The sequence below is a fragment of the Dechloromonas denitrificans genome, assembly GCF_020510665.1.
Taxonomy (GTDB): Bacteria; Pseudomonadota; Gammaproteobacteria; order Burkholderiales; family Rhodocyclaceae; genus Azonexus; species Azonexus denitrificans_B.
This window is the reverse complement of the sequence record NZ_CP075187.1, coordinates 1,139,435-1,162,778: the sequence shown is the minus strand read 5'-3', so window position 1 is coordinate 1,162,778 and position 23,344 is coordinate 1,139,435. Positions and strand designations below refer to the sequence as shown.

Genomic DNA, 23,344 nt, shown 5'->3' with positions numbered 1-23,344 from the left:
GCGCCCGGCAAGGCTCATGGATACTTAGCCAACGCCTCCATGACTCACCCTGTTTTCGGCCCGTGAAAGGTGTTCACCGTGACGATCTGCTTTCTGACTGCACAGCGACTGGTTCGCCCACTCTTCGCCGCGGCGCTGCTGATCTGTTCGCTTGGCACCAGCGCTGCCGGCCCTGATTGCTCGCGCAGCTACACGCTCGCCCTGCACGACCACGGCCTGCTCTATTCGGCCGACACCAATAGCGGCATCGACAAGGATTTTTCCGACGAACTGATCCGGCGCAGCGGCTGCAAAGTCACGGTCAGCCTGATGCCACGTGCCCGAATCTGGCAACTGATCGAATCCGGCGCCCTCGATTTCAGCCTCTCCGGCATCACCAACCCGGAGCGCAAGCGCTTCGCCGGTTTTGCCTGGTATTTCACCAACAAATATTACCTGCTGGTTCGCAAGGACAGCGGGGTTCGGACGCTGGCCGATTTTGAACGCAACGACAAGCTTCAACTCGGCATCATCCGCAGTTTCCGCTACAGCGAAACGGCCAACGGCCTGGTCGACCGCCTGCTCGAAGCCCGGCGCGTCACGCAAGCCGGCGGACTGTCTCCGCTGTATCAAACCTTGATGCTCAACCACATTCAGGGAATGATCATCGAACCTTTCGATTATCCGGCACTCGAAGAACGCAATATCCGCGACCAGAGCCAGATCATCGAATTCCCCGACCCGCCCGTCCTGCATGGCCTGATCATGTCGAACAAGGCACTTTCTGCGGCAGAACAGGCGCAGTGGAAAGCCCTGGTCGATGCGATGCGGGCCGATGGCAGCGTCCGGAAAATATTCGAAAAATACTTCAAGGCCGACCTGGCCGCCGCCTTGGTCAATTTCTGAAGCCACCATGCGTTCCTGGCGCCTGATCCTCTTACCTTGGCTGATACTGGTTGCGACGCTCGGCACCACCTGGCTGAGCTGGAACCACGAACAGCAGGCCGCCGACAAGGAATTACGCTCGCGCTTTGATTTTGCCCTGCGCGATGCCGGCAGCCGGATCGAACAACGCATGGCCGCCTACGAACAGATGCTGCGCGGCGTCCAGGGCTTGATCGCCGCAACCGGCACGATCAATCGCCGGGTATTTCGCGACTATGTCGATGCCCTGCGCCTGGATGCCAATTTCTCCGGCGTCCAGACCATCGGGATTGCCGAACAGGTCACCGCCGCCCGCAAGGAAAGCCATATTGCCGCGATGCGCCGGGCCGGATTTACCAATTACCGCATCGAACCGGACGGCGCGCGCGACATGTACACCCCGGTCATCCAGCGCGAACCCTATATCGGACGCAACCAGATCAACCCCGGGTTCGATCCCTGGTCAGACCCGGTCCGCCGTGAAGCACTGGTCAGAGCGCGCGACTCGGGCACGGCAGCCATTTCCGGCAAGGTCAGGCTGGCGGTGGACAACGATACCGATGTCCAGCCCGGCTTCATCATGTACATCCCGATCTACGCCCCCAACCAGCCGACCGAAAGCGTCGATCAACGCCGGGCCGCCCTGATCGGCTGGGTTTTTGCCTCATTCCGGCTGAACGACCTGATGGCCAGCCTTTATGGCGAACAAGCGGCGGGACTTTCCCTGACCCTGCACGATGGCGTGATTGCCACCGATGCCACCCTGCTTTTCCGTTCCGGACAACCCGACCGCCCCCCGCAAAACAGCGCACTCAAGGCACAGGAATATCTAGTCATCGCCGGCCACAGCTGGACGTTGAGCATGAGTGCCAGCGAGCAATTCAAAAATCATTTCGGGCGCGATGCGGCGAAATTGATTGCGCTGGCCGGCATTTCGCTCAGTTTCCTGCTGACGCTGCTGGCCTGGCTGCTCGCCAGCGGCAAGGCGCGCGCCGTCGCCCTGGCCGCAGCAATGACCGATGAATTGCGTAAAAGCGAGCGGCGCTGGGCCTTTGCCCTTGAAGGCGCGGGTGACGGCGTGTGGGACTGGAACCTGAGCAGTCGCCAGGCCCTGACATCGCAACGCTGGGATGAAATCCTCGGATGCCCGCCCGGCAGGGCTCACAGCATCGATGAATGGACCGAGCGCATGGCGCCGGATGAACGGACGAGCGTCATGGCGGCGATCGATCAGTGCCTGTCCGGCCCGCCAGTCCGGAATGCCACCTGCGTCATCGAACACCGGATTCGCTGCGATGACGGAACGTGGAAATGGATTCTGTTCCGCGGCATGGTGGCCGAACGCGACGCCGATGGAACGCCGCTGCGGATGATCGGCACGATTTCCGACATCAGCCAGCGCAAGGCCAGTGAAGAACGCATCCGCCACATGGCCCAGCACGATGCGCTGACCGACTTGCCCAACCGGGCCTTGTTCAGCGACCGCCTGCAACTGGAGCTTGAGCGCGCCAAGCGGCACGGCGAGCAAGTTGGGCTGATTTTTCTCGATCTCGACAATTTCAAGCCGATCAATGACCATTTTGGCCATGCCGTCGGCGACCGCGTGCTGCAAACCGTGGCCCTGCGCCTGAAAGAATCGATCCGCGCCTCCGACACCGCCGGCCGGATTGGTGGCGACGAGTTCATCATCCTGCTACCCAGCCTGAGCCACCCGAATGATGCCGCTGCCCTGGCCGAAAAAATTCGCTTGGCCTTGCGTCAGCCTTTCGCGGTCGACGGCTTTGAAATGCGGATTTCCTGCAGTCTCGGCGTCGCGGTTTTCCCCGAGGATGGCGAGGATGAAGTCACGCTGACCAAGCATGCCGACCAGGCACTCTATCGCGCCAAGGAAAATGGTCGGGACGGCGTCGAGCTGGCAGCCAACCGCAACCACTGAATCAGCAGCGGCGCAACGCCATGTGCGTCGAAATCATCTGCGGAATCTGACGGACCATTTCGCTGTCGAGCTTGCAACCCAGCAGCAGGTGCAACAAACCGCTGGTAAAAGCCCAGGTGTCGCGTGCGGTGGTCGCCGGATCGAGTCCGGCGCGTAGCGCTCCCTTGTCGGCCGCCCGGAAATAAACCCGCTGAATACGTTCGAGATATTCAAGCGCCGGACGATTGGCTTCAACCTGGACCCCGGCAAACTCGGCGACATACTCGCAGCGCAGGATCATGATTTCAAAAACTTCGCGGACAACCGGACAATCTTCAAGCACGCGAAAGAATTCAATCTGCGATGCCTCGATCGCATCCAGTGGATTTTCGTAGTTCTCCGAAAACAGGATCGCGTCGATCCGCTCGTGCATCGGCACGAACACATCTTCGCGCATGGCAAAGAACAACTCCGCTTTGTCCTTGAAATGCCAGTAGACCGCACCACGCGTCACCCCGGCCGCTTGAGCGATCTTCTCCAGAGTCGACCGACCAACCCCATGCTGATGAAAAACGGCACGCGCTGCATCGATAATTTGTTTGCGGGTTTTTTCAGCTTCTTCCTTGGTTTTACGGACCATTTTTTTCTCCCTGCAGCACTATTTCAGCTAGGCTTGCTCAAATCTTAAGCCATACCAGCATGACTATCGAAACATTTACATACATCCCTGAATGTATATAATAAGCGAAAACAACGTTTGGAGTAATCCCCATGAATGTCGCAAACCTGCCACGCCGTAGCACTCTTTCGCTCATCATCAGCGCCGCACTCGGTGCCGCCGTGCTGGTCGGCTGCTCCGACAACAAAGCCCCGGCCGCCCCGCCGCGTGGCCCGCTGCCTGTCACCGTGCTGGAAGTGCAACCGCAGCGTGTACCCAGTTCGATCGAGATCATGGCCCAGACCGAAGGCGCACGCGAAACCGAAGTCCGTGCCCGCGTCGGTGGCATCCTGGTCAAGCGCCTTTATCAGGAAGGCGAAACCGTCAAGGCCGGCCAGCCGCTTTTCCAGATCGATCGTTCAACTTATGAAATCGCCCTGGCCGATGCCAAGGCCAAGGCCGAGCAATCTGCCCGTGAAATGAACCGCCTGAAAGGCCTGATCGAAGCCAAGGCCATCAGCCAGAAAGATTACGATGACGCCGTTTCGGCCAATGCAATTGCCCAGACCGCACTGCGTCAGGCTGAGCTGAATCTGTCGTGGACGACCGTGACTGCCCCGGTCAGCGGCACAACCGGCCGTGCTGCCAAGTCGGAAGGCAACCTGATCAGCATCGGTGCCGATAGCCTGTTGACCTCGATTTACCAGATGAATCCGCTGTGGGTCCGCTTCAGCCTTGGTGAAAGCGATCTGGCCAAGTTCCCGAACAGCCGCCTGACGAGCAAGAACGTGACCGGTGTTGAGCTGATCCTGCCGAATGGCGAGGTTTATCCGAATCCGGGCAAGCTGAATTTCCTGGCCAGTAATATCGATACTACGCTCGGCACCCAGCAACTGCGTGCCGAATTCGACAATGCCGACAATCAGTTGCTGCCCGGCCAGTTCGTCCGCATTCGCCTGCTCACCGGCGAACGCGACGGCGTCTTCCTCGTTCCGCAACCAGCCGTGATCCAGACCGAACAAGGTCCGATCGTCATGCTGGCCGGCGCCGAAGACAAGGTTGCTCCGCGTCCGGTTCAGCTCGGCGAATGGCGCGGCAAGGACTGGATCGTCCTCGGCGGCCTGAAGGCTGGCGACAAGGTGATTGTCGACAACCTGATGAAGCTGCGTCCAGGCGCACCGGTAGCACCGCATGGCCCGGGTGAAAAGCCGGGCGCACCGGCCCCGGCGGCTGCTCCTGCCAAGGAAGCACCGGCTGCTGCCGCCCCGGCGAAGAAAGACTAAGGAGCAGTCATGTCCAGATTTTTCATCAACCGACCCATTTTTGCTTCGGTCATCTCGATCATCATCGTGATTGCCGGCCTGGTTGCTTCGCAGGTATTGCCGATTGCGCAGTATCCGCAAATCGCACCGCCCACCGTCCTGATCACCGCCACCTACCCGGGTGCCTCGGCCGAAACATTGGCCCGCACCGTCGCCGCCCCGATTGAAGAACAGCTCAACGGGGTCGAGAACCTGAGTTACTTCACCTCGTCGGCTGCGGCAAACGGTGTCGTGACGATCACGGCGACCTTCGATGTCGGGACCAATGTCGACATTGCCTCGGTCAACGTCAATAACCGGGTCAAAGCGGCCGAGCCGCGTCTGCCGGAAGAAGTTCGCCGTAACGGGGTGATTGTCCAGAAGCGTTCGAACGACATTCTCCAGGTGGTTGCACTAGAGTCGGACAAGGGCAAATACAACACCCTCTTCCTGTCCAATTACGCCAGCCTGAACATCGTCGATGAATTGAAGCGGGTCAAGGGCGTCGGTGACGTCACGATTTTCGGCGCCCAGGATTACTCGATGCGCGTCTGGCTGAAGCCGGACCGCATGGCGCAACTGGGTTTGACGACCAGCGACGTGTCGACCGCGATCAAGGCGCAGAATGCCCAGAATGCAGCCGGCAAGATCGGCCAGGAGCCGGCGCCGGGTGACCAGATGCTGGTCTATACCGTAACCGCCAAGGGCCGCCTGCTGACACCGGAAGAGTTCGGCAATATCGTCATTCGTGCCAGCGGCCCGAGCGGCGTGCTGCGCTTGAAAGACATCGCCAATATCGAACTCGGTGCCTACAGCTACGACCAGCAGGTCACGCTCGACGGCCAGCCGACCATCGCCATGGGTGTTTTCCTGCAGACCGGCGCCAATGCGCTGGAAGTGGCCGAAAAGGTCACCAAGCGGATGGACGAACTGAAGAAGAAATTCCCGGAAGGCATGGGTTATGTCATTCCGTTCGACACGACACGCTTCGTCTCGGCCTCGATCAATGAAGTGGTCAAGACGCTGATCGAAGCCATGGTGCTCGTTCTGGCCGTGGTCTACATCTTCCTGCAAAGCTGGCGCGCCACGCTGATCCCGATGGTTGCCGTGCCGATTTCGCTGATCGGCACCTTCGCCGGCCTGTGGCTGTTTGGTTTCTCGATCAATACGCTGACCTTGTTCGCGATGGTCCTGGCCATTGGTATCGTGGTCGATGATGCGATCGTCGTGCTTGAAAACGTTGAACGCCTGATGGCCGAAGAAAAGCTGCCCCCCCGGGAAGCGGCCATTCGCGCCATGCAGGAAGTTTCCGGCGCGCTGATCGCCATCGTGCTGGTGCTCTGTGCGGTATTCATCCCGGTCGCTTTCCTCGGCGGCATTGCCGGTCAGCTGTACAAGCAGTTTGCCGTGACCGTGGCCGTCGCCGTGGTGCTTTCCGGCGTCGTCGCACTAACCCTGACGCCAGCGCTGTGCGCCCTGCTGCTCAAGGCCCAGCACACGGAAAACAAGCTGTTCGCCCCCTTCAACCGGGCCTTCGAGCGTTTCACCGAAAGCTATACCAAAACGGTCGGCCTGACGCTGCGCCACGGCATCATCGGCACGCTGATTTTTGCCCTGGTGATCGGGTCGACCGCGCTGTTCTTCCGCATCATTCCGGGCAGCTTCGTTCCCTCGGAAGATCAGGGCTACCTGATTTCCGCACTGATGCTGCCGGACGGTGCAACCTTGAAGCGCACCCAGAAAATGGGTGAGAACATGCGTCAAATGGTGGCCAGCGACCCGGCCGTCAAGCACACCTTCGTCGTTTCGGGCTTCGACCTGATCGGCGGCGGCAACAAGCCGAATGCCGGCACCATGTTCATTCCGCTCAAGGACTGGAGCGACCGCGAAGCCAAGGCGCAGGATCTGGCCGGCAAGTTCATGGGCATGGGTATGATGCAGTCGGATGGCATGGGCCTGGTCTTCAACCCGCCCCCGATCATGGGCCTGGGTACTGCCGGTGGTTTCGAAGTCTATGTCCAGAATCGCGTCGATGGCGATGCAGCCAAGCTGAACGAAGTCACGCAGGCCTTCATGGCCGCCTTGCAGACGCACCCCGAGTTCACCCGGGTCAGCACCTTCTTCCGCCCGACGGTACCGCAGCTTTTCGTCGAAGTGGACGAACCCAAGGCGCTGGCGCTCGGCATTCCGCTGGCCAGCATCTACGAAACCCTGCAGAGCACGATGGGTGCCCTCTACGTCAATGACTTCAACAAGGCCGGCCGTGTCTATCGCGTTCAGCTCCAGGCGGAACAGAATTACCGCATGAAGCCGGACGATCTGGGCAAGGTCTATGTGCGCAGCACGACCAGCAATGCGATGATTCCGCTGTCGGTCGTCAGCAAGATCAAGAACGTCGTCGGTCCGGAACAGGTCGAGCGCTTCAACGGTTTTGTTGCAGCCAAGGTGATGGGCGACAGTAAGCCGGGCGTCAGCTCGGGCGATGCGATCCGTATTGTCGAAGAAGTTGCCGCCGAAGCACTGCCCAGCGGTTATGAAATCGCCTGGACCGGCCAGGCCTTCCAGGAAAAGCGCAGTTCCGGCTCGTCGCTGCAGGCATTCGGCTTCGCCATCATCATGGTTTTCCTGATTCTGGCCGCCCAGTACGAAAAGTGGTCGCTGCCCATCGCCGTCGTGATGGCCGTCCCCTTCGCCCTGATGGGTGCCCTGACGGCGATCTGGCTGCGTGGCATGCCGAACGACATCTACTTCCAGATCGGTCTGGTCGTGCTGATTGGCCTGGCGTCCAAAAATGCCATTCTGATCGTCGAGTTCGCCGCCCAGAAATACGCTGAAGGCATGAGCGCGGCAGAAGCGGCACTCGAAGCGGCCCGTCTGCGTCTGCGTCCGATCATCATGACCTCGCTGGCCTTCGTGCTCGGCGTCTTCCCGCTGGTCAAGGCCAGTGGTGCCGGCGCCTCGGCCCGTCAATCGATGGGTACCGGTGTTTTCGGCGGGATGCTCGCGGCCACATTCATCGCTACCATTTTCGTCCCCCTCTTCTTCAAGTGGCTGGAACGCGGCAAGCAGATTTCGCCCTCCCACCTGACCGAAGAACCGAACGTTGCCAAGGAAGAACAGGCATGAAATTGATTTCCACTCCCCTCGCCCTGGCCATCAGCCTGGCACTGAGCGGTTGCGCCATCGGCCCGGACTACCTGCGCCCGAGCAGCCTGCTGCCTTCTGTTTTCAGCAAAGCCTCGCCGGAACCGGTCAGCCTGCCGGAATCGACCATCGTTGATACTGCCTGGTGGCAGCGTTTCGGTGACAGCACCTTGAACAGCCTGGTTGAACAGTCGCTCGAACAGAACGCCAATGTACGTACGGCCGTCGCCCGCCTGGAACAGGCCGAAGCGGCCGCTCGCGAAGCCGGCGCGGCATTCCTGCCGGAAATCGATGGGCAAGCCAGCGGCAGCAACAACAAATTGAGTACCAAAACGGCCACCTGGTCGGCCAATTCACCCAAAATCGTGCATTCGCGGGGTGCTTCTCTGACCACGTCCTACGAGCTGGATGTCTGGGGCCGTGTCCGGCGCAGCAATGAGGCGGCACGAGCCAGCCTGCTGGCCAGCCGCTATTCGCGCGATTCCATCCGGTTGACCGTGGCAGGCCAGGTGAGCAGCAATTACCTCGCGCTGCGCGCCGCCGATGCTGAAATCGCCATCACCACCGCCTCGCTGGAAAGCCGTCAGGAAAGCCTGAAGCTGGTCAAGACGCGCGTCGATGCCGGTCTGGTTTCGCCGCTCGACCAATATCAGGCTGAGGGGGCGCTCTCGGCAATGCAGGCGCAGATCGCCGACCTGCGTCGTCAGCGCGCCTTGTTTGCCCATCAACTGGCCTTGCTGAGCGGCAATCCTGAGTTGGAAATTCCTGCCGGTGACCTGCGCCAGTTGCCGATGCCGCCGATTCCGCCGGAAGGTTTGCCTTCGGCACTGGTCGAAGGCCGACCGGATGTCCGCCAGGCAGAAGAAAACCTGATTGCCGCCAATGCCGGCATCGGCATTGCAAAAGCCGGTTACTTCCCCCGCTTTTCGCTGACCGGCAGCCTGGGCAGCGAAAGCAAGAGCCTGTCCGACCTGTTCGGTGCAGGTGCAGGCACCTGGTCGCTCGGGCTTGGCCTGCTCATGCCGGTGATCGACTTTGGCCGCACCTCTGCCCGCGTAGACCAAGCGGCAGCAATCAACAAGCAGTCCCTGATCAGCTATCAGAACACCTTGCAGACCGCATTCAAGGAGGTCCGCGATGCCCTGGTCAGCCTGCGTGAAAATGCCGACAGCGACAACGCGCAGACCCGTCGCGTCGAAAGTACGGAAAAGGCACTGGATCTGGCCCAACGACGCTATGCCGCGGGCTACTCCGGCTATCTGGAAGTACTCGATGCGCAGCGCAGCAACAACGATGCCCAACTGGCCATGATCGCTACCCGTCAGGCTCGCCTGGCGTCTGCCGTTGATCTGTTCAAGGCCATCGGTGGCGGCTGGAAGGATGACGCGGCGAACAGTCGCTGAATCCGGACACCCCGGTCGATTCGCCGCCTGTTTCGCGGTCGACCGGGCCAATCGGCCCAAAACCGGGACGCTTTCAGTTCACCCGAAAAGGCAAGAACTCGGAATTGATCCGGTCATAGACGCCATTCCGCTTGATCTTGTCGATCGCCTCATCGAGCGGTCCCTTCAGATCAGCCCGGCGCAGATTGATGCCATAACAGGCCAGACCATCCAGCTCGGCCACCTGCATCACCCTGGGCGTCAGCCCAAGCTTCAGAAAACGCGGGTCCTTTTGCAGGTTGAGGAGGGTCATCAAAGGTGCAATGACGGCCTGTGCGACACCGGCCCCCAGCTGATCAACCATCTGGATATCGGTATGCGCCCCAACCACATCCCAGCCCCGTACCCGGGCATAACTTTCCTGCGCCGACCCTTTGAAGGCAGCAACCCGCATTCCGGGCTGGCCGGGTTCGGCCCCGGCACGCGCCAGCCAGACAGTCACCGAGCGATAGACAGGTTTGGTAAAAGCGATTTTTTGACGGCGCTCCGGCGTGTTGAGCAAACCGACTGCCGCAATATCGAAATGCCCGGCGGCGAGATCATCCACCAGATAATCGAGCCGGGTGACGATCAATTCGCAACGCACACTCAACTCGGCGCACAGTGCCTGCGCAATCTTGATGCTGAAACCGGTTAGCTGGCCGTTGCCATCGCGATAAGCCAACGGCGGCGCATCCTCCAGCACGCCAATCCGCAGCGCAGATGCGACCTCAGCCCTGGCTGCCGGCAATGAAAGCAGCGGCAGCAAAGAAATCAGAAAGAAGCGGACAAACCGACCGGGAGTCATCTATCGCTAAGGTCATAGGGGGATGAGCCGAGTATATCCCGGATATTTCCTGCCGCCTATCGCGATTCGAAATCTGGAAGAACACCAACAGGAAACGTATCAATTACCCCGACGCAGCCCCAGCGCCTCATTCATCACCAACGCCCCCAGCACCAGTGAGCCCCCCAGCAGAACGGGGCTTGAAGGCTGCTCGCCCGCCCCCAGCCAAGCCCAGGCCACGCCAAAGATGACTTCGAGGAGCGCCAGCAAGGCAATTTCCGGCGCCGGCAACTGGCGACTAAGACGAACCATCAGCAGACAGGGAATAGCCAACTGAAAGACCCCCAGCAGAGCCAACCAACCCAGATCGTGCAAGGAGGTATCGAGCGGCCAGGCCACAGGCAAGGTTGCCGCGGCCGAGAGCAAGGCGCCGATAAAAACGGCAGGCAACATGTCCGGCGCCCCAGCCCCGCGGCGGCTGACGCGTTGCAAAAGCGTCAGGTTGACCGAGCCTGCCAGCGGCACAATTGCCGCAACCAGAACCCCGCCTTGAGAAACACCACTGACGGCTTGTCCACCAAACATCCAGACGATCCCCAGAGCCGCAATAAAGATTGCGGACCAGGTACGCATCGGCAACGCCTGCTTGAGAAAGAGACGCGAGAAGACGGCCGTGACCATCGGGCCCAGCGCCATGGTGAGCAAGACATTGGCGACCGTGGTCAAGGTCAAAGCCAGCATGAATGCCGTGAACATCAAGGCCCAGCAGACACCCGACATCCAGACAACGGGATTGGCACGCAGCAATTCGCGCCAGACCACCGGACCGCGCATTGCGCTCAAGGCAACGATCAATGCCAGGGCATTGAAGATGCTGCGCCAGAAAGTGACTTCAACCCCCTGGGCCGACTGGAGCTGCCGGGTAACCACGCCCGCAATACTCCATAACAGGGTGACCAGCACCATTAGCGCCACCGCACGGCGATGTGTCATCCGGCAGTGCCTGTCCAGCCAGCGATCATGGGCGGCGACGCCGTGCCTCATAGAGACATACGCCGGCTGCAACCGAAACATTCAGGCTCTCGACACTGCCGTGCATCGGAATACTGACCAGCTGATCACAGTTTTCGCGTGTCAGACGGCGCATCCCCTCGCCTTCCGCACCAAGCACCCAGGCCGTCGCAACAGGCCAGTCGGCCGCATAAAGATCGCTCGGTGCCTCGCCGGCTGTCCCGAGAACCCAGATCTCGCGTTCCTTGAGTTCCCGCAGCGTCCTGGCCAGATTGGTCACCATCACGTAGGGCACGCTCTCTGCCGCGCCACAGGCGGTCTTTGCTGCAACATCGGTCAGGCCGACGGCTCGGTCTTTCGGTGCGATCACGGCGTGGACACCGGCAGCGTCCGCAACGCGAAGACAGGCGCCGAGATTGCGCGGATCGGTAATGCCATCAAGAACCAGAAGAAATGCCGGTTCCTCCAGGGTATCCAGCACATCGTCGAGATGAGCCACTTTGCGGCTGCCTTCAACCCGTGCAATCACCCCCTGATGCTTTGCCCCCGGCGCCATGCCGTCAAGCCGCTTGCCATCACTACCGATAATCTTGATGCCTTGCAATTCGGCATGCTGCAACAAATCACGCACCCGCGCATCCTGCCGGGAAGCATCAATAATGATTTCCTTGAGCGATTCAGGATCATGGCGCAACTTGGCGGTTACGGCATGAAAGCCGTAAATCAGGCGGGAAGACATGGAAACTTTCGAGGTAATGGAAGGCTGATTTTAACGCGTGGCACTCGATTCAGTGCCGAGGATTGAATCGTCGGGCTACTTCTGACGAAGGACGGAGTCCTCGCGTTCAACCCAGCGAGCCAGAATATTGTCGTGCAGGGCCATATGATTATTCAGCCACTGCTCAAGCAGAACATCGAGCTGGCGAATACGTCCCACCGTATTGAGGGGGTCGAGCGCGGCAACGATCTCAAGCACTTTGCCGGAAATTGCTGCATGGTCTTCCATGTGGGCTTCGCAAATTTCGCGGTCAACGACCAGCAACAGGGAATCCCGCATGATTTGCGTTTCAACCTTGAAGTGATCGAGCACGAAGGCCAGCAAATCTCCCAGCATGCTGACCAATTGATCTTCACACTTGACCCGTGCTCCACCACCGCACCCGGTGCATGACCGGAAATTCCGGTGATCGATGCAAATTCGACGCAGGCCCTCGACACAAGCCAGCAGGTGCGCGTGACCGGCATCGAGGAGCGGGTGCCCGGTTTTCAGGTCAGCCGGCAACGCCTGACTTGACAAAAAAAATGGCAAATCGGCGCAGTCAGCACTGACCCCTGACTCTGCTTTCGCAAGAATCCGGGTCAATTGAATTTCCGCCATGCTGGACACCCATATCTCAGAATCTTGCTATTTTATCGTTTACCCCTAAAAAAAGAGCCTTTTCCTACAGTTATCACAACTTTTTACGTTAACCTGAACAGGCGATCAACAACGAGAAGACGCTTGATCAAGGAACACCAACGACGCTGGGGCGTGGATCAATGGGCCGCTTACCTGAGTGGGCACCCGTTGCCTTGCATGCCCAGATCGAAGATTCAGTTACTGGAACTCGAATCCAGCCAAGGCGAAAAACTTTCGCCGCTCGAACTGGCTGACATCGCCGCAGCCGATCCTTTTCTGTGCCTGCGCCTGCTGCGAGAAGCCGAAGGACGACGTGTCCAGCGCCTTGCCCACGAAACGACAACCCCACTTGCCGCCGTAATGCAGCTCGGCTCAGATACCTTCCGAAAATTGTTGATGGCCTGCCCGGAAACCAACGAAGCCAATCCAGGGCTGGCCGAATGCGAGGCACGCTCGCACCTTGCCAGTCGCCTGGCCTTGCGCTGGGGGAGTGCCAGAGCCGATATATCGCCAGATGAAATAGCCATGGCAGCCCTGCTGGCCGAAATAGGTGAACTGCTGCTGTGGTCATTTGCGCCGGAACTGCCGATGGCAGCTCAGGCAGCACTCCGCTCAGGCCACTCGCCTCGCTCGGTTCAAGCGCAGGTTGACAGCTGCGGCTTTCGCTTCAAGGATCTGACGCTGAAATGTGCTGCCATCTGGAATCTGCCATCGTTACTTCCCCAGCTGATTCGGGGCATTGAAAGCACCCGGGCCAATCTTGCACGAATCAGCATCGACGCCGCTCGCCATCTTTCAACAGAAGGCCCGGACAGCCCAGCCTTGCCGGCAGACATTGCCGAAGCCAAGCATGTCATTCCAGGCGCTTCACTGGAGTGGCTGACAGAACAACTCCCGGAACTGGACAGCGAACAGGTATCGCGGATTGCATTCAAAGCGTCGGATCTGATCGATCCGACGCACCTTTAACCAGCTTGCTACGGTCAACGCCGCTTGGCTGTCTTTTTTGTCGCCGGCTTGGCAACGGCCTTGCTTGACCGCTTGGGTGCCGCCTTGCCGGTTGATTTTGCTTTCGGCAACGCCTTGGCCGGACGTTTGGCCGGCGTCTCTGCCTGCGCCTTGCGTACCGGCTTGACCGAGGCCTTGAGCGGCGCCCGGGCGCTGACTTTCTGCCCTCCTCTCGCCACAGACTTGTGCCCGTTCGCTGGCTGACCCTCACGAATCAGGACAAAATCGATCTTGTTCGTTTCAAGATCAGCCCTGACCAGCTTGACCTTGACCCGGTCGCCAAGCCTGAAGCGCTCACCGGTCCGCTCACCCAGCATCTGATGCTTGATGTTGTCGAACTGGAAATAGTCCTGGCCCAGCTCTGAAACATGGACCAGCCCCTCGACATAGACTGCATCGAGCGCAACAAAAATACCAAAGGCAGTGACGGCCGAAATGGTCCCGTCGAACACCTCTCCGACACGCTCCTTCATATAGAAGCATTTCAGCCAGTTTTCGACATCGCGGGTTGCTTCATCAGCCCGCCGTTCGGTACCGGAACAATGCAGGCCGATATCCTCCCAGCTTTCATCCGGCACGTACTTTTCCTTGGCTAGTACCGCCTTGATCGCCCGATGCACCAGCAAATCCGGATAGCGCCGGATCGGCGAAGTGAAGTGGGTGTAGTGCTCGTAAGCCAGACCAAAGTGACCAACGTTGTCCGGGCTGTACATTGCCTGCCGCAACGAACGCAACATGACCGTTTGCAGCAGATGGAAATCCGGGCGCTGTTTCACTTTTTCAAGCAAGACAGCGTAATCCTTGGCGCGCGGATCGTCGCCCCCGCCCAGTGCCATACCAAACTCACCCAGGAAGGCTCGCAGGTTCTTGAGCTTTTCATCGCCCGGTGCTTCGTGAATGCGGTACAGGCAAACCTGCTTATTCGTGGCCAAAAAGTCCGAAGCGCAGACATTGGCTGCCAACATGCACTCTTCGATGATGCGATGCGCGTCATTACGGACAACCGGCACGATATTCTCGATCTTGCCCTGCTGATTGAACAGCATCTGCGTTTCGGTCGTTTCGAAATCGATGGCTCCGCGCAAACCACGCGCCTTGTGCAAGGCGGCATAAAGCTTGTACAGATTTTTCACCTGCGGCTGAATGGCGATATGAACCTCGCTCTCCGGCACCGCTTCACCTGACAACCATGACCAGACCTGGTTATAGGTCAGCCGGGCATGCGAACGGAAGACGGCCGGGTAAAAACGATATTCGCCTATTTTCCCGGCGGCGCTGATGTCCATATCGCAAACCATGGCCATTCGTTCAACATCGGGATTCAGCGAGCAAATACCGTTCGACAGCTTTTCCGGCAGCATGGGAATGACGCGACGTGGAAAATAAACCGAATTGCCCCGCTCCCTGGCCTCCTTGTCGAGCGCCATGCCTGGCCTGACGTAATGGGAGACATCGGCAATCGCTACAACCAGACGCCAGCCACGGCCTTTCTTTTCACAGAAGACAGCGTCATCGAAATCGCGCGCTGTTTCACCATCGATGGTTACCAGCGGCAATTCACGCAGATCTTCACGCCCCTTGATATCCGTTTTCTTGACCTTGTCAGGCAATGCCTTGTTTTCGGCCAGCACAGCCTTGGAAAACTCAAACGGCAGATCGTGCTTACGCAAGGCAATTTCGATCTCCATACCCGGATCGGCGTAATTGCCCAGGACTTCGATGATGCGACCAATCGGCTGCGAGAATTTACTCGGCTGCTCGATAATCTCAACCATCACCACCTGGCCTGACTCAGCCTTGATCTTGCCCTTCTTTTCGGGCGGCACCAGAATATCCTGGGCAATCCTCTTGTTCTCGGGGATGACAACAACCACGCCATGCTCAATCAGGACGCGACCGACAACGCGCGAATTGGCTCGTTCAGTCACCTCGACAATCGAGCCCTCCGGACGACCACGCCGGTCCAGGCCGGTAACCCGAACCAGGGCACGATCCCCATGGAGAACTTTGCCCATCTGGTGCTGATCGAGAAAGATATCGGCACCTCCATCATCCGGCACCAGAAAACCATAACCATCCTGATGCCCCTGAATTTTCCCCGGGGTCAAACTCGCCCGCTCGGGCAGGATGTAATCGCCTTTGCGATTGCGCAAAAGCTGCCCTTCACGTTCCATAGCACCCAGGCGCCGCAGAAACATTTCGCGCTCACTCGGTGCAATATCCAGCAACTCAACCAGGTCGTCGAACAACAAGGGGCGCCCCGCATCAGTCATCACTTGAGTGACGTACTCCCGGGATGGCAACGGAAAATCATAGCGTGCCGATTCACGCTCAAAAAATGGGTCTGACTTACGAATTTTTGAAAGTTTTTTTCTTGACATCAACTACTGTTCCTTTATAATTTCGGCTCTTCGCACCTGCCCAGGTGGCGGAATTGGTAGACGCACTAGTTTCAGGTACTAGCGGGTAACTCCGTGGGGGTTCGAGTCCCTTTCTGGGCACCAGTAATATTGATTGAAGGCCTTGTTCAAACAAGGCCTTTTTTCATTTCTGCTCAGGTTTCGTGGCACGGGAAAGATTGTCTCACACTCCTCCATCCTCACGACAAAAGAAAAGTTTTTGCCCGGAATAGTCGACCGCAGTACAAGCAAGACTTGCCCACTCTGAAAATCCATGTATAATCGCGGTCTTCACACCTGCCCAGGTGGCGGAATTGGTAGACGCACTAGTTTCAGGTACTAGCGGGTAACTCCGTGGGGGTTCGAGTCCCTTTCTGGGCACCAGTAATATTGATTGAAGGCCTTGTTCAAACAAGGCCTTTTTTCATTTCTGAGCACACTGACAGCAGCCTCACGAACATCCGAAGCGTTGCGTCCGAGTAACAATTACTCACACTTGCTTACGCAACAGCGGTCATCGAACTCTTTCATGCAGCGTTAATTGGCTATCGCAACCGATATTGCAGCCAATCATGAAAAAGACCATCGCCATTAGCCTTGCCTTCAGTCTCGTACTTGGCAGCGTCACCAGTGCCCATGCCGACTGGGGCCGACATGAACGTGATTACCGCCATGATCGCCATGACTACTACGGCCACCGCCACCAGGAGCATCGCAGAGGACCCGGCTGGGCCGGCCCGGCAGCCCTGCTGGCAATCACCGGACTGGCCATTGGTGCCGCAGCTTACAGTCAAGCCAATGCGGCACCGGTCTACGCCGCGCCGGCATACACCCCACCACCGCGCCCGGTTCAGATTCAACCGGAGACAGGTAGCTGGTATTACTGCGGCTCATCCGGCCAGTATTATCCGTATGTCCGCTACTGCCCGGAAGGATGGCAAGCCGTCATGCCTCCGCGCTAAAAAAAACGGGCCCATTGGGCCCGTTGACCGCAGCACTGACAAAAATCAGTTAAACGGATGCTGCTTCAGAATCGTTTCATCGCGCTCCGGGCCGGTTGAAACGATCGCAATCGGTACCTGGCAAAGCTGCTCAAGACGATTCAGATAATTCTGCGCATTGAGCGGCAAATCTTCCCAGCGCTTGACACCAAATGTCGTGTCGCTCCAACCCGGCATGGTTTCGTAGATAGGCTCGCAGCGGGCAACCTCATCAGCACCAATCGGCAAAAGGTCGATCACCTTGCCGTCGAGCTTGTAGCCGGTACAAATGTTGAGTTCCTTCATTCCATCCAGCACATCGAGCTTGGTGATGCACAGGCCAGTAAGGCCGTTGATTCGCCCAGAACGACGCAAAGCTGCCGCATCGAACCAACCACAACGGCGTTTGCGCCCGGTCACCGTGCCAAATTCTCGACCAACCTGAGACATCTGGTAACCCGGAACACCTTCGGTTTCAATATCAAGCTCACTCGGGAAGGGGCCTCCACCAACACGCGTACAGTACGCCTTGGTAATACCCAGTACGTAATGGAGCATGCCCGGCCCAACACCGGAGCCTGCAGACGCCTGACCCGCAACACAGTTCGATGAAGTAACGAACGGATAGGTGCCGTGATCGATATCCAGCAGCGTACCCTGCGCACCTTCGAACAACATGTTCTGACCAGCTTGATTCGCTTCATACAGTGCGGCAGAAACATCAGCCACCATCGGCTTGATATGCTCGGCATCGGCCAGAGCCTGCTCAAGCACAGCCTGGTAATCAACGGCTGGCGCCTTGAAATACTGGGTCAATACGAAATTGTGATACTCCAGGACTTCCTTGAGCTTCTCGGCAAAGCGCTCTGGATTGAACAGATCGTAAACACGCAGGCCACGACGCGAAACCTTATCTTCATAAGTCGGCCCAATCCCCTTGCCGGTCGTACCAATCTTCTTGTCTTCGGACTTGGCGCATTCGCGCGCCTTGTCGATGGCCGAATGGTACGGAAGAATAACGGGGCATCCCGGGCTGATTTTCAGGCGCGAACGAACGTCGATACCGCCTTTTTCCAACTCGGCGATTTCGGATAGCAGATGGTGAATATCAAGCACGACACCATTACCGATATAGCACTGCACTCCATCACGGACAATACCGGAGGGCACCAGATTCAGTTTGTAAACCTGCTCGCCAACGACCAGCGTATGACCGGCATTGTGTCCGCCCTGAAAGCGAACCACGCCCTGTGCATGATCCGTCAACCAGTCGACGATCTTGCCCTTACCCTCGTCGCCCCACTGGGTTCCCACCACGATGACATTCTTGGCCATTTTTATTAATCCTCTTGTATTGCTTCAATAATCCATTGCCCACCGACCTGGGCGAGTTTTCTGTCACAGAGCGGGCCTTCGCAGGCAGACTCACCCGGCAGCAACTCGACAACAATTTCGTCTTGTGCGCGCAAGGCTGCAATGTGGGCAGCCAGTACTTTGTCATGCGCTGCATAACTGGCCAGAATTGCCCCCTTGGATCCGCTTGGCGCGACGAGACGCGCAACCTCGCGCAAATCCATCGAAAATCCGGTTGCCGGACGTGCTCGCCCGAAAGTCTGGCCCGCGCCATCATAACGGCCACCCAGAGCAATGGCAGCCGGATAACCGGGGCAATATGCAGCGAAGACCACACCGTTATGGTAGTGATAGCCGCGCAAATCCGAGAGATCAATAGAGAACGGTAGCTCGGGCGCAGCCTCAAGAAGATACTGCAAACCATCAAGCGCCGCAGTAATTTCAGGCAATGCAGGCAGCTCTGCACGAGCACGAGCCAATGTTTCAGCTCCACCATAAAGCATCGGCAAAAGCTGTAGCGCTTCACGATAAGGTACAGGCACTTCGGCACACGCCTCGATCAAGCCGGGAATATCCTTTGATTGAAGCAGGCTAAGGACATTCTCCTCGGCCTGACGCGGCAATCCCGCAGCCTCAGCCAGCGCACGGAAAATACCGACATGCCCCAGATCAATCCGGCTGATTGACAAACTGATGCGATCAAACCCTGTCGCCATAAGACGGATGATGTCGAGATCGGCCTCGATACCGGCATATCCATACAATTCAGCACCGATCTGCAGCGGCTCCCGCCCCGCAGAAATACTCGCGGGCAATGTATGCAGAACGCTACCGCAATAGCTCAGGCGGGTGACGCCCTCGTGGTTAAGCAGATGCGCATCAATTCGAGCAGCCTGTGGCGTAATGTCGGCGCGCACACCCATCGTCCGTCCGGACAACTGATCAACCAGCTTGAATGTTCGCAAATTGAGATCCTGGCCTGCGCCAGTCAACAGCGAATCGAGATACTCAAGCATCGGCGGCATGACGTACTCAAAACCGTGAGTACGAAAATGATCGAGCACGCTGCGACGAAGGGATTCAATACGAGCAGCTTCAGCCGGCAAGGCATCGGCAAGGTATTCAGGTAACAACCAGTTCATGCAAAGACCATGAGCAGGACAAGGCCGATAATCATCGACGTGAGGCCGACAAAACGGACTTGTCCATCCGAGAATTGAATAAGGCGGCGAAAGGTTTCACGCCAAGCCGCCGGGGCGATAAAAGGCATTATGCCTTCAAGCACCAACATCAGTGCGAAGGCCAACAGCAAGGTCGACGTCATTTACCTTTGTCGTTCCCGCGGCCGATACTCTTCATGTACTTGAAGAAGTCGGAATTGGGCTCAACCACCATGACATCATTTTTACTCTTGAAGCTACCGCGGTAAGCCTCAAGACTGCGGTAAAACGCGTAAAACTCAGCATTCTGGCCAAAAGCCTGACCATAGATTGCCGTTGCCTTGGCATCGCCTTCACCCTTGATTTTCTGGGCGTCACGATAAGCGTCGGCAACGATGACTTCGCGCTGGCGATCCGCATCGGCACGAATTTTTTCTGCCTCGGCCGAACCTTCGGAGCGCAGCTCGTTAGCCACGCGCTTACGCTCGGCTTCCATCCGGCGATAAACCGCTTCGCTGACTTCGGTCGGCAGTTCAACACGCTTCAGACGGACATCGACAATCTGAACACCAATCTTGCGAGCATCGGCATCTGCTTTCTCGCGCATCTGGTCCATGATTCGCTCACGCTCACCGGAGATGACGTCATGCACCGTGCGCTTACCGAATTCCTCACGCAAACCAGCGTTGACCGTCTGATTCAGACGCGTCTTTGCCCGAGATTCATCTCCACCGACCGAAATGTAGTAAAGCTTGGGATCGATGATCCGCCACTTGATGTAGGAATCGACCAGGACATTTTTCTTTTCCGAAGTAATGAAGCGCTCCGGCTCGTTGTTATCCAGCGTGATGATCCGCTTTTCAAAGAACCGGACGTTCTGAATCAACGGGATCTTGAAACTCATGCCGGGCTCAGTGATGACCTGCTTAACCTCTCCCAACTGGAAGACAACAGCATACTGGCGTTGATCGACAGTAAAGATCGACATCGCCACCACGACAAAGAGGGTGGCAACGATCAAACCAAGAATATTGCTACGCGGGCTCATGGGCGGCTCTCCCGATCACGCGAACGCAACGGAGGTTCGCGTCGGGGTGGATTGTTCAATGAATTATCCAATTGCGGCGGCGCTTCATTGGATAAAGGGGCGATTGCCTTGGCACCAGACTGCTGGGCCGATGCAATTTCCGATGCACCGGCTTGCGACTGGACAAGCGGCACGGTTGCCTGCATCAGCTTGTCGAGCGGCAAATAGAGCAGATTACCCTGCCCCTTGGCATCAACCATGACCTTGCTGGTATTCGAGTAGATCTGTTGCATCGTTTCCAGATACATGCGCTGACGCGTCACTTCCGGTGCCTTGGCATATTCGGCCTGGACCTGCTTGAAGCGCGAAGCATCGCCCTCTGCCGTCGCGATAACGCGCTGGCGATGACCATTGGCCTCTTCCATCAAGCGCGCAGCCGTCCCCTTGGCTTTCGGAATGACGTCATTAGCGTAGGCCTGGCCCTCGTTTTTCTGCCGCTCACGATCCTGACCTGCCTTGACGGCATCATCAAAAGCGGACTGGACCTGCTCCGGCGGCTGAGCATTCTGCATCGTGACCTTGGAAATAAGGATGCCGCTCTTGTAGCGATCGAGAATATCCTGCATCAATTTGGCAGCCTGGGTCGCGATCTGCTCGCGCCCTTCGTAGAGCACGAAGTCCATCTTGCTCTTGCCGACGATTTCGCGCACAGCGGTTTCAGCCGCACCCATTACCGCTTCGTCAGGATGACGGTTGTTAAACAGATATTCGACCGGATCCTTCAGGATGTACTGGACAGCAAACTGGATGTTCACGATGTTTTCATCATCGGTCAGCATCAGTGCTTCCTTCAGCACCTTGTTGCGTTCGCTGCCACGATAGCCGATTTCAATCGTCCGTACGCCGGTCAGATTGACCAACTCATGTGACTGGATCGGATATGGAAGACGCCAGCGCAAGCCAGGCTCTGTCGCCTCCTTGTAGCTCCCGAACTGGAGCACGATACCGCGCTGCGAAGCATCGACAATGTAGAAACCGGAAGCCAGCCAGACAACTGCGACCAAACCGGCAATCAGGCTAAGCCCACCGCCGAGAAATTTGGGACTGAAGTCAAACTGCGGCATCCGTGGACCATCGCCACCGCCGCCATTGTTGTTGCCGCCCCCTTTCTTGCCAAACATATCGGAAAGCTTGCGGTTGAAGTCACGCCACAAATCTTCAAGATCAGGCGGACCATCGTTTGGCCGGCGTGGACCGCCGGATTTGTCACCGTCATTACCGCCACGGTTGCCCCACTGCGGGTCATTAAGCGACATGAAAATACCTAGGGTCGGAATCATGGATATTGGGGATTCAGCTTATGTAATCGTATTGTCGGGCTTCGAGCTCTGCTGCCGCCATTTCGTTCCGGCGACTTTCAGCTTTTGCCCGGGCATATCCGGCCAAGGATTCACGCAACAAATCCAGACCATCACCTGAGCGCGCACTGAGGCGAACGCGCGCGATATTACCATACTCGTCCTGCTCCACTCCCGGAGAGGCTTCGGTCAAGTCTATCTTGTTCCAGATAATAACCTGCCGTACATCACGGGCACCGATTTCCTCAAGAACCTTGTTGACCTCACTGATCTGCTCATCGCGCGCATGACTGGCACTATCCACGATATGCAACAGAAGGTCAGCATCGGTCGCCGCTTCGAGCGTCGCATGAAACGCATCGATCAAGGCGTGAGGCAAATCCCGAATAAAACCCACCGTATCGGAAACCACGATATTACCGGCGCCTTCAATCCACAGTTTGCGGGACGTGGTATCAAGCGTGGCAAATAACTGATTGGCCGCAAAAACACCTGCGTGGGTCAAGGCATTGAACAAGGTCGACTTGCCGGCATTGGTGTAGCCGACCAACGAAACACTCAGCACATCACCCCGCGAACGGGCCTTGCGCTGAACACCACGCTGACGGGTGAGGCGCGCCAGACGTTCCTTAAGCAACTTGACACGGTTTCCCAACAAACGACGATCAGTTTCCAGTTGTTTTTCGCCTGGGCCGCGCATGCCGATACCACCGCGCTGACGCTCCAGGTGAGTCCAGCCACGAACCAGGCGCGTCGAAAGATGCTCGAGCTGTGCCAGTTCGACCTGCAACTTCCCTTCGGCACTCGATGCCCGCAAGGCAAAAATATCAAGAATCAGGCTCGTTCGGTCAACAACCCGACATTTGAGTTCCCGCTCAAGATTGCGTTGCTGGGCCGGTGAAAGTTCATGGTTAAAGATAACCAGATCGGCATCGGCCGCTGCCAGCATTGCAGCCACTTCCTGGACCTTGCCTTTGCCGGCAAATAATTTGGGATCGGGGCTTTGCCGTCGGCCGCCAATTTCAGCGGCAACAATACCGCCCGCCGACTCCGCCAACAATCGGACCTCTTCCAGCTGATCCTCTAGATCAGCTTGTCCGAGATCCAGCTGAACGATGACCGCACGTTCGCCGCCAGCCGGCCGTTCATTCATGATTTTTTGTAGCTATCGGGAGAAACAGCCCGCCCGAAGGGCGGACTTGTCGACAGGCAGGAATTACTCTGCTGCCTGATCTTGCTGCAGGCTGACCGGACGAGCCGGGACAACCGTGGAGATGGCGTGCTTGTAAACCATCTGGGTGACGGTGTTCTTGAGCAGAACAACGTACTGGTCAAACGATTCAACCTGGCCCTGCAATTTGATCCCGTTGACCAGGTAAATCGAAACGGGAACGTGCTCGCGACGAAGAGCGTTGAGGAAGGGGTCTTGTAAAAGTTGCCCTTTGTTGCTCATGGTGTGGACTCCATGTGTGTTGTTATGAGGTGCCTAATGTACCGAAAATTACTTCAGCGTGGCGAAG

The 23,344-nt window shown here is 57.8% G+C and carries 20 protein-coding genes and 2 tRNA genes; 9 read left to right on the top strand and 13 right to left on the bottom strand.

Annotated elements, in window-relative coordinates; translation table 11 throughout:
* Positions 1-78 precede the first annotated feature (78 nt).
* Together KI614_RS05410 and KI614_RS05405 are read left to right on the top strand one after the other, a co-directional pair.
* A complete protein-coding gene (locus KI614_RS05410; protein ID WP_226408392.1) occupies positions 79-885 on the top strand; it encodes a substrate-binding periplasmic protein in 807 nt (268 codons plus the stop codon).
* A gap of 7 nt (positions 886-892) precedes the next feature.
* Positions 893-2,839 (top strand): GGDEF domain-containing protein, encoded by a 1,947-nt coding sequence (locus tag KI614_RS05405; RefSeq protein ID WP_226408390.1) that lies wholly within the window; start codon positions 893-895, stop codon positions 2,837-2,839.
* Between the two features lies 1 nt (position 2,840).
* Here KI614_RS05405 and KI614_RS05400 read toward each other — a convergent pair whose 3' ends face one another.
* Complete coding sequence (locus tag KI614_RS05400) at positions 2,841-3,458, bottom strand: TetR family transcriptional regulator (RefSeq protein WP_226408388.1); 618 nt, start codon at positions 3,456-3,458, stop codon at positions 2,841-2,843.
* Between the two features lie 131 nt (positions 3,459-3,589).
* On the opposite strand from KI614_RS05400, the gene KI614_RS05395 reads away from it, so the two are divergent.
* The 3 genes from KI614_RS05395 to KI614_RS05385 are packed head-to-tail and all read left to right on the top strand — an operon-like array spanning position 3,590 to position 9,324.
* Positions 3,590-4,759, top strand: coding sequence for an efflux RND transporter periplasmic adaptor subunit (locus KI614_RS05395; RefSeq protein WP_226408386.1), 1,170 nt, complete (start codon positions 3,590-3,592; stop codon positions 4,757-4,759).
* Positions 4,760-4,768: 9 nt separating this feature from the next.
* On the top strand, positions 4,769-7,903 hold the full coding sequence (locus tag KI614_RS05390) for an efflux RND transporter permease subunit (RefSeq protein ID WP_226408384.1): 3,135 nt from the start codon (positions 4,769-4,771) through the stop codon (positions 7,901-7,903).
* The gene (locus KI614_RS05385) at positions 7,900-9,324 is read left to right on the top strand and encodes an efflux transporter outer membrane subunit (RefSeq protein WP_226408382.1); all 1,425 of its coding nucleotides are present in this window, start codon (positions 7,900-7,902) and stop codon (positions 9,322-9,324) included. The genes KI614_RS05390 and KI614_RS05385 overlap by 4 nt, the downstream gene beginning before the upstream one ends.
* A 73-nt stretch (positions 9,325-9,397) precedes the next feature.
* Here the strand turns inward: KI614_RS05385 and KI614_RS05380 are convergent, their stop codons facing one another.
* The 4 genes from KI614_RS05380 to KI614_RS05365 all read right to left on the bottom strand — a co-directional run bounded on the left by KI614_RS05380 (position 9,398) and on the right by KI614_RS05365 (position 12,263).
* The gene (locus KI614_RS05380) at positions 9,398-10,150 is read right to left on the bottom strand and encodes a substrate-binding periplasmic protein (RefSeq protein ID WP_226408380.1); all 753 of its coding nucleotides are present in this window, start codon (positions 10,148-10,150) and stop codon (positions 9,398-9,400) included.
* Between the two features lie 99 nt (positions 10,151-10,249).
* On the bottom strand, positions 10,250-11,122 hold the full coding sequence (locus KI614_RS05375; RefSeq protein ID WP_226408378.1) for a DMT family transporter: 873 nt from the start codon (positions 11,120-11,122) through the stop codon (positions 10,250-10,252).
* Positions 11,123-11,147: 25 nt separating this feature from the next.
* Positions 11,148-11,879, bottom strand: a complete 732-nt coding sequence (rlmB, locus tag KI614_RS05370; protein WP_226408377.1) for a 23S rRNA (guanosine(2251)-2'-O)-methyltransferase RlmB — start codon at positions 11,877-11,879, stop codon at positions 11,148-11,150.
* Between the two features lie 75 nt (positions 11,880-11,954).
* The gene (locus KI614_RS05365; RefSeq protein WP_203469077.1) at positions 11,955-12,263 is read right to left on the bottom strand and encodes a hypothetical protein; all 309 of its coding nucleotides are present in this window, start codon (positions 12,261-12,263) and stop codon (positions 11,955-11,957) included.
* Positions 12,264-12,641: 378 nt separating this feature from the next.
* Between KI614_RS05365 and KI614_RS05360 the strand changes: the two genes are divergently transcribed.
* Positions 12,642-13,508: an HDOD domain-containing protein gene (locus KI614_RS05360; protein ID WP_226408376.1), complete on the top strand. Its 867-nt coding sequence runs from the start codon at positions 12,642-12,644 to the stop codon at positions 13,506-13,508.
* Positions 13,509-13,522: 14 nt separating this feature from the next.
* On the opposite strand, the gene rnr is transcribed toward KI614_RS05360, so the two are convergent.
* The gene (gene rnr, locus KI614_RS05355) at positions 13,523-15,928 is read right to left on the bottom strand and encodes a ribonuclease R (RefSeq protein WP_226408375.1); all 2,406 of its coding nucleotides are present in this window, start codon (positions 15,926-15,928) and stop codon (positions 13,523-13,525) included.
* 38 nt (positions 15,929-15,966) lie between these two features.
* On the opposite strand from rnr, the gene KI614_RS05350 reads away from it, so the two are divergent.
* From KI614_RS05350 to KI614_RS05340, 3 genes are all read left to right on the top strand, one after another.
* Positions 15,967-16,051: transfer RNA gene (locus KI614_RS05350), tRNA-Leu, on the top strand.
* A 194-nt stretch (positions 16,052-16,245) separates the two neighbouring features.
* A tRNA-Leu gene (locus KI614_RS05345) sits at positions 16,246-16,330 on the top strand.
* A 188-nt stretch (positions 16,331-16,518) separates the two neighbouring features.
* Entirely contained in the window at positions 16,519-16,908 is a 390-nt protein-coding gene (locus tag KI614_RS05340) for a hypothetical protein (protein WP_226408374.1), read from the top strand.
* Positions 16,909-16,953: 45 nt separating this feature from the next.
* Here the strand turns inward: KI614_RS05340 and KI614_RS05335 are convergent, their stop codons facing one another.
* The 7 genes from KI614_RS05335 to hfq all read right to left on the bottom strand — a co-directional run bounded on the left by KI614_RS05335 (position 16,954) and on the right by hfq (position 23,277).
* On the bottom strand, positions 16,954-18,261 hold the full coding sequence (locus tag KI614_RS05335) for an adenylosuccinate synthase (protein ID WP_226408373.1): 1,308 nt from the start codon (positions 18,259-18,261) through the stop codon (positions 16,954-16,956).
* Positions 18,262-18,266: 5 nt separating this feature from the next.
* Positions 18,267-19,421, bottom strand: a complete 1,155-nt coding sequence (locus tag KI614_RS05330; protein ID WP_226408372.1) for an ATP phosphoribosyltransferase regulatory subunit — start codon at positions 19,419-19,421, stop codon at positions 18,267-18,269.
* Positions 19,418-19,603, bottom strand: a complete 186-nt coding sequence (locus tag KI614_RS05325) for a DUF2065 domain-containing protein (RefSeq protein WP_226408371.1) — start codon at positions 19,601-19,603, stop codon at positions 19,418-19,420. The genes KI614_RS05330 and KI614_RS05325 overlap by 4 nt, the downstream gene beginning before the upstream one ends.
* Positions 19,600-20,487: a protease modulator HflC gene (hflC, locus tag KI614_RS05320; protein ID WP_226408370.1), complete on the bottom strand. Its 888-nt coding sequence runs from the start codon at positions 20,485-20,487 to the stop codon at positions 19,600-19,602. The genes KI614_RS05325 and hflC overlap by 4 nt, the downstream gene beginning before the upstream one ends.
* Positions 20,484-21,782 carry an FtsH protease activity modulator HflK gene (hflK, locus tag KI614_RS05315; protein WP_226408369.1) on the bottom strand — a complete coding sequence of 433 codons (1,299 nt, stop codon included), beginning with the start codon at positions 21,780-21,782 and terminating at the stop codon, positions 20,484-20,486. The genes hflC and hflK overlap by 4 nt, the downstream gene beginning before the upstream one ends.
* Positions 21,783-21,819: 37 nt before the next feature.
* The gene (gene hflX, locus KI614_RS05310) at positions 21,820-22,977 is read right to left on the bottom strand and encodes a GTPase HflX (protein ID WP_226408368.1); all 1,158 of its coding nucleotides are present in this window, start codon (positions 22,975-22,977) and stop codon (positions 21,820-21,822) included.
* 63 nt (positions 22,978-23,040) lie between these two features.
* Positions 23,041-23,277, bottom strand: coding sequence for an RNA chaperone Hfq (gene hfq / locus KI614_RS05305; protein ID WP_203469067.1), 237 nt, complete (start codon positions 23,275-23,277; stop codon positions 23,041-23,043).
* Between the last annotated feature and the right edge of the window lie 67 nt (positions 23,278-23,344).

Excerpts from the sequence above, each read along its gene's own strand:
- KI614_RS05405 (WP_226408390.1), top strand. The coding sequence starts at position 893 with ATGCGTTCCTGGCGCCTGATCCTCTTACCTTGGCTGATACTGGTTGCG.
- KI614_RS05400 (WP_226408388.1), bottom strand. The coding sequence starts at position 3,458 with ATGGTCCGTAAAACCAAGGAAGAAGCTGAAAAAACCCGCAAACAAATT.
- KI614_RS05395 (WP_226408386.1), top strand. The coding sequence starts at position 3,590 with ATGAATGTCGCAAACCTGCCACGCCGTAGCACTCTTTCGCTCATCATC.
- KI614_RS05390 (WP_226408384.1), top strand. The coding sequence starts at position 4,769 with ATGTCCAGATTTTTCATCAACCGACCCATTTTTGCTTCGGTCATCTCG.
- KI614_RS05385 (WP_226408382.1), top strand. The coding sequence starts at position 7,900 with ATGAAATTGATTTCCACTCCCCTCGCCCTGGCCATCAGCCTGGCACTG.
- KI614_RS05380 (WP_226408380.1), bottom strand. The coding sequence starts at position 10,150 with ATGACTCCCGGTCGGTTTGTCCGCTTCTTTCTGATTTCTTTGCTGCCG.
- KI614_RS05375 (WP_226408378.1), bottom strand. The coding sequence starts at position 11,122 with ATGACACATCGCCGTGCGGTGGCGCTAATGGTGCTGGTCACCCTGTTA.
- rlmB (WP_226408377.1), bottom strand. The coding sequence starts at position 11,879 with ATGTCTTCCCGCCTGATTTACGGCTTTCATGCCGTAACCGCCAAGTTG.
- rnr (WP_226408375.1), bottom strand. The coding sequence starts at position 15,928 with ATGTCAAGAAAAAAACTTTCAAAAATTCGTAAGTCAGACCCATTTTTT.
- KI614_RS05340 (WP_226408374.1), top strand. The coding sequence starts at position 16,519 with ATGAAAAAGACCATCGCCATTAGCCTTGCCTTCAGTCTCGTACTTGGC.
- KI614_RS05335 (WP_226408373.1), bottom strand. The coding sequence starts at position 18,261 with ATGGCCAAGAATGTCATCGTGGTGGGAACCCAGTGGGGCGACGAGGGT.
- KI614_RS05330 (WP_226408372.1), bottom strand. The coding sequence starts at position 19,421 with ATGAACTGGTTGTTACCTGAATACCTTGCCGATGCCTTGCCGGCTGAA.
- KI614_RS05325 (WP_226408371.1), bottom strand. The coding sequence starts at position 19,603 with ATGACGTCGACCTTGCTGTTGGCCTTCGCACTGATGTTGGTGCTTGAA.
- hflC (WP_226408370.1), bottom strand. The coding sequence starts at position 20,487 with ATGAGCCCGCGTAGCAATATTCTTGGTTTGATCGTTGCCACCCTCTTT.
- hflK (WP_226408369.1), bottom strand. The coding sequence starts at position 21,782 with ATGTCGCTTAATGACCCGCAGTGGGGCAACCGTGGCGGTAATGACGGT.
- hflX (WP_226408368.1), bottom strand. The coding sequence starts at position 22,977 with ATGAATGAACGGCCGGCTGGCGGCGAACGTGCGGTCATCGTTCAGCTG.
- hfq (WP_203469067.1), bottom strand. The coding sequence starts at position 23,277 with ATGAGCAACAAAGGGCAACTTTTACAAGACCCCTTCCTCAACGCTCTT.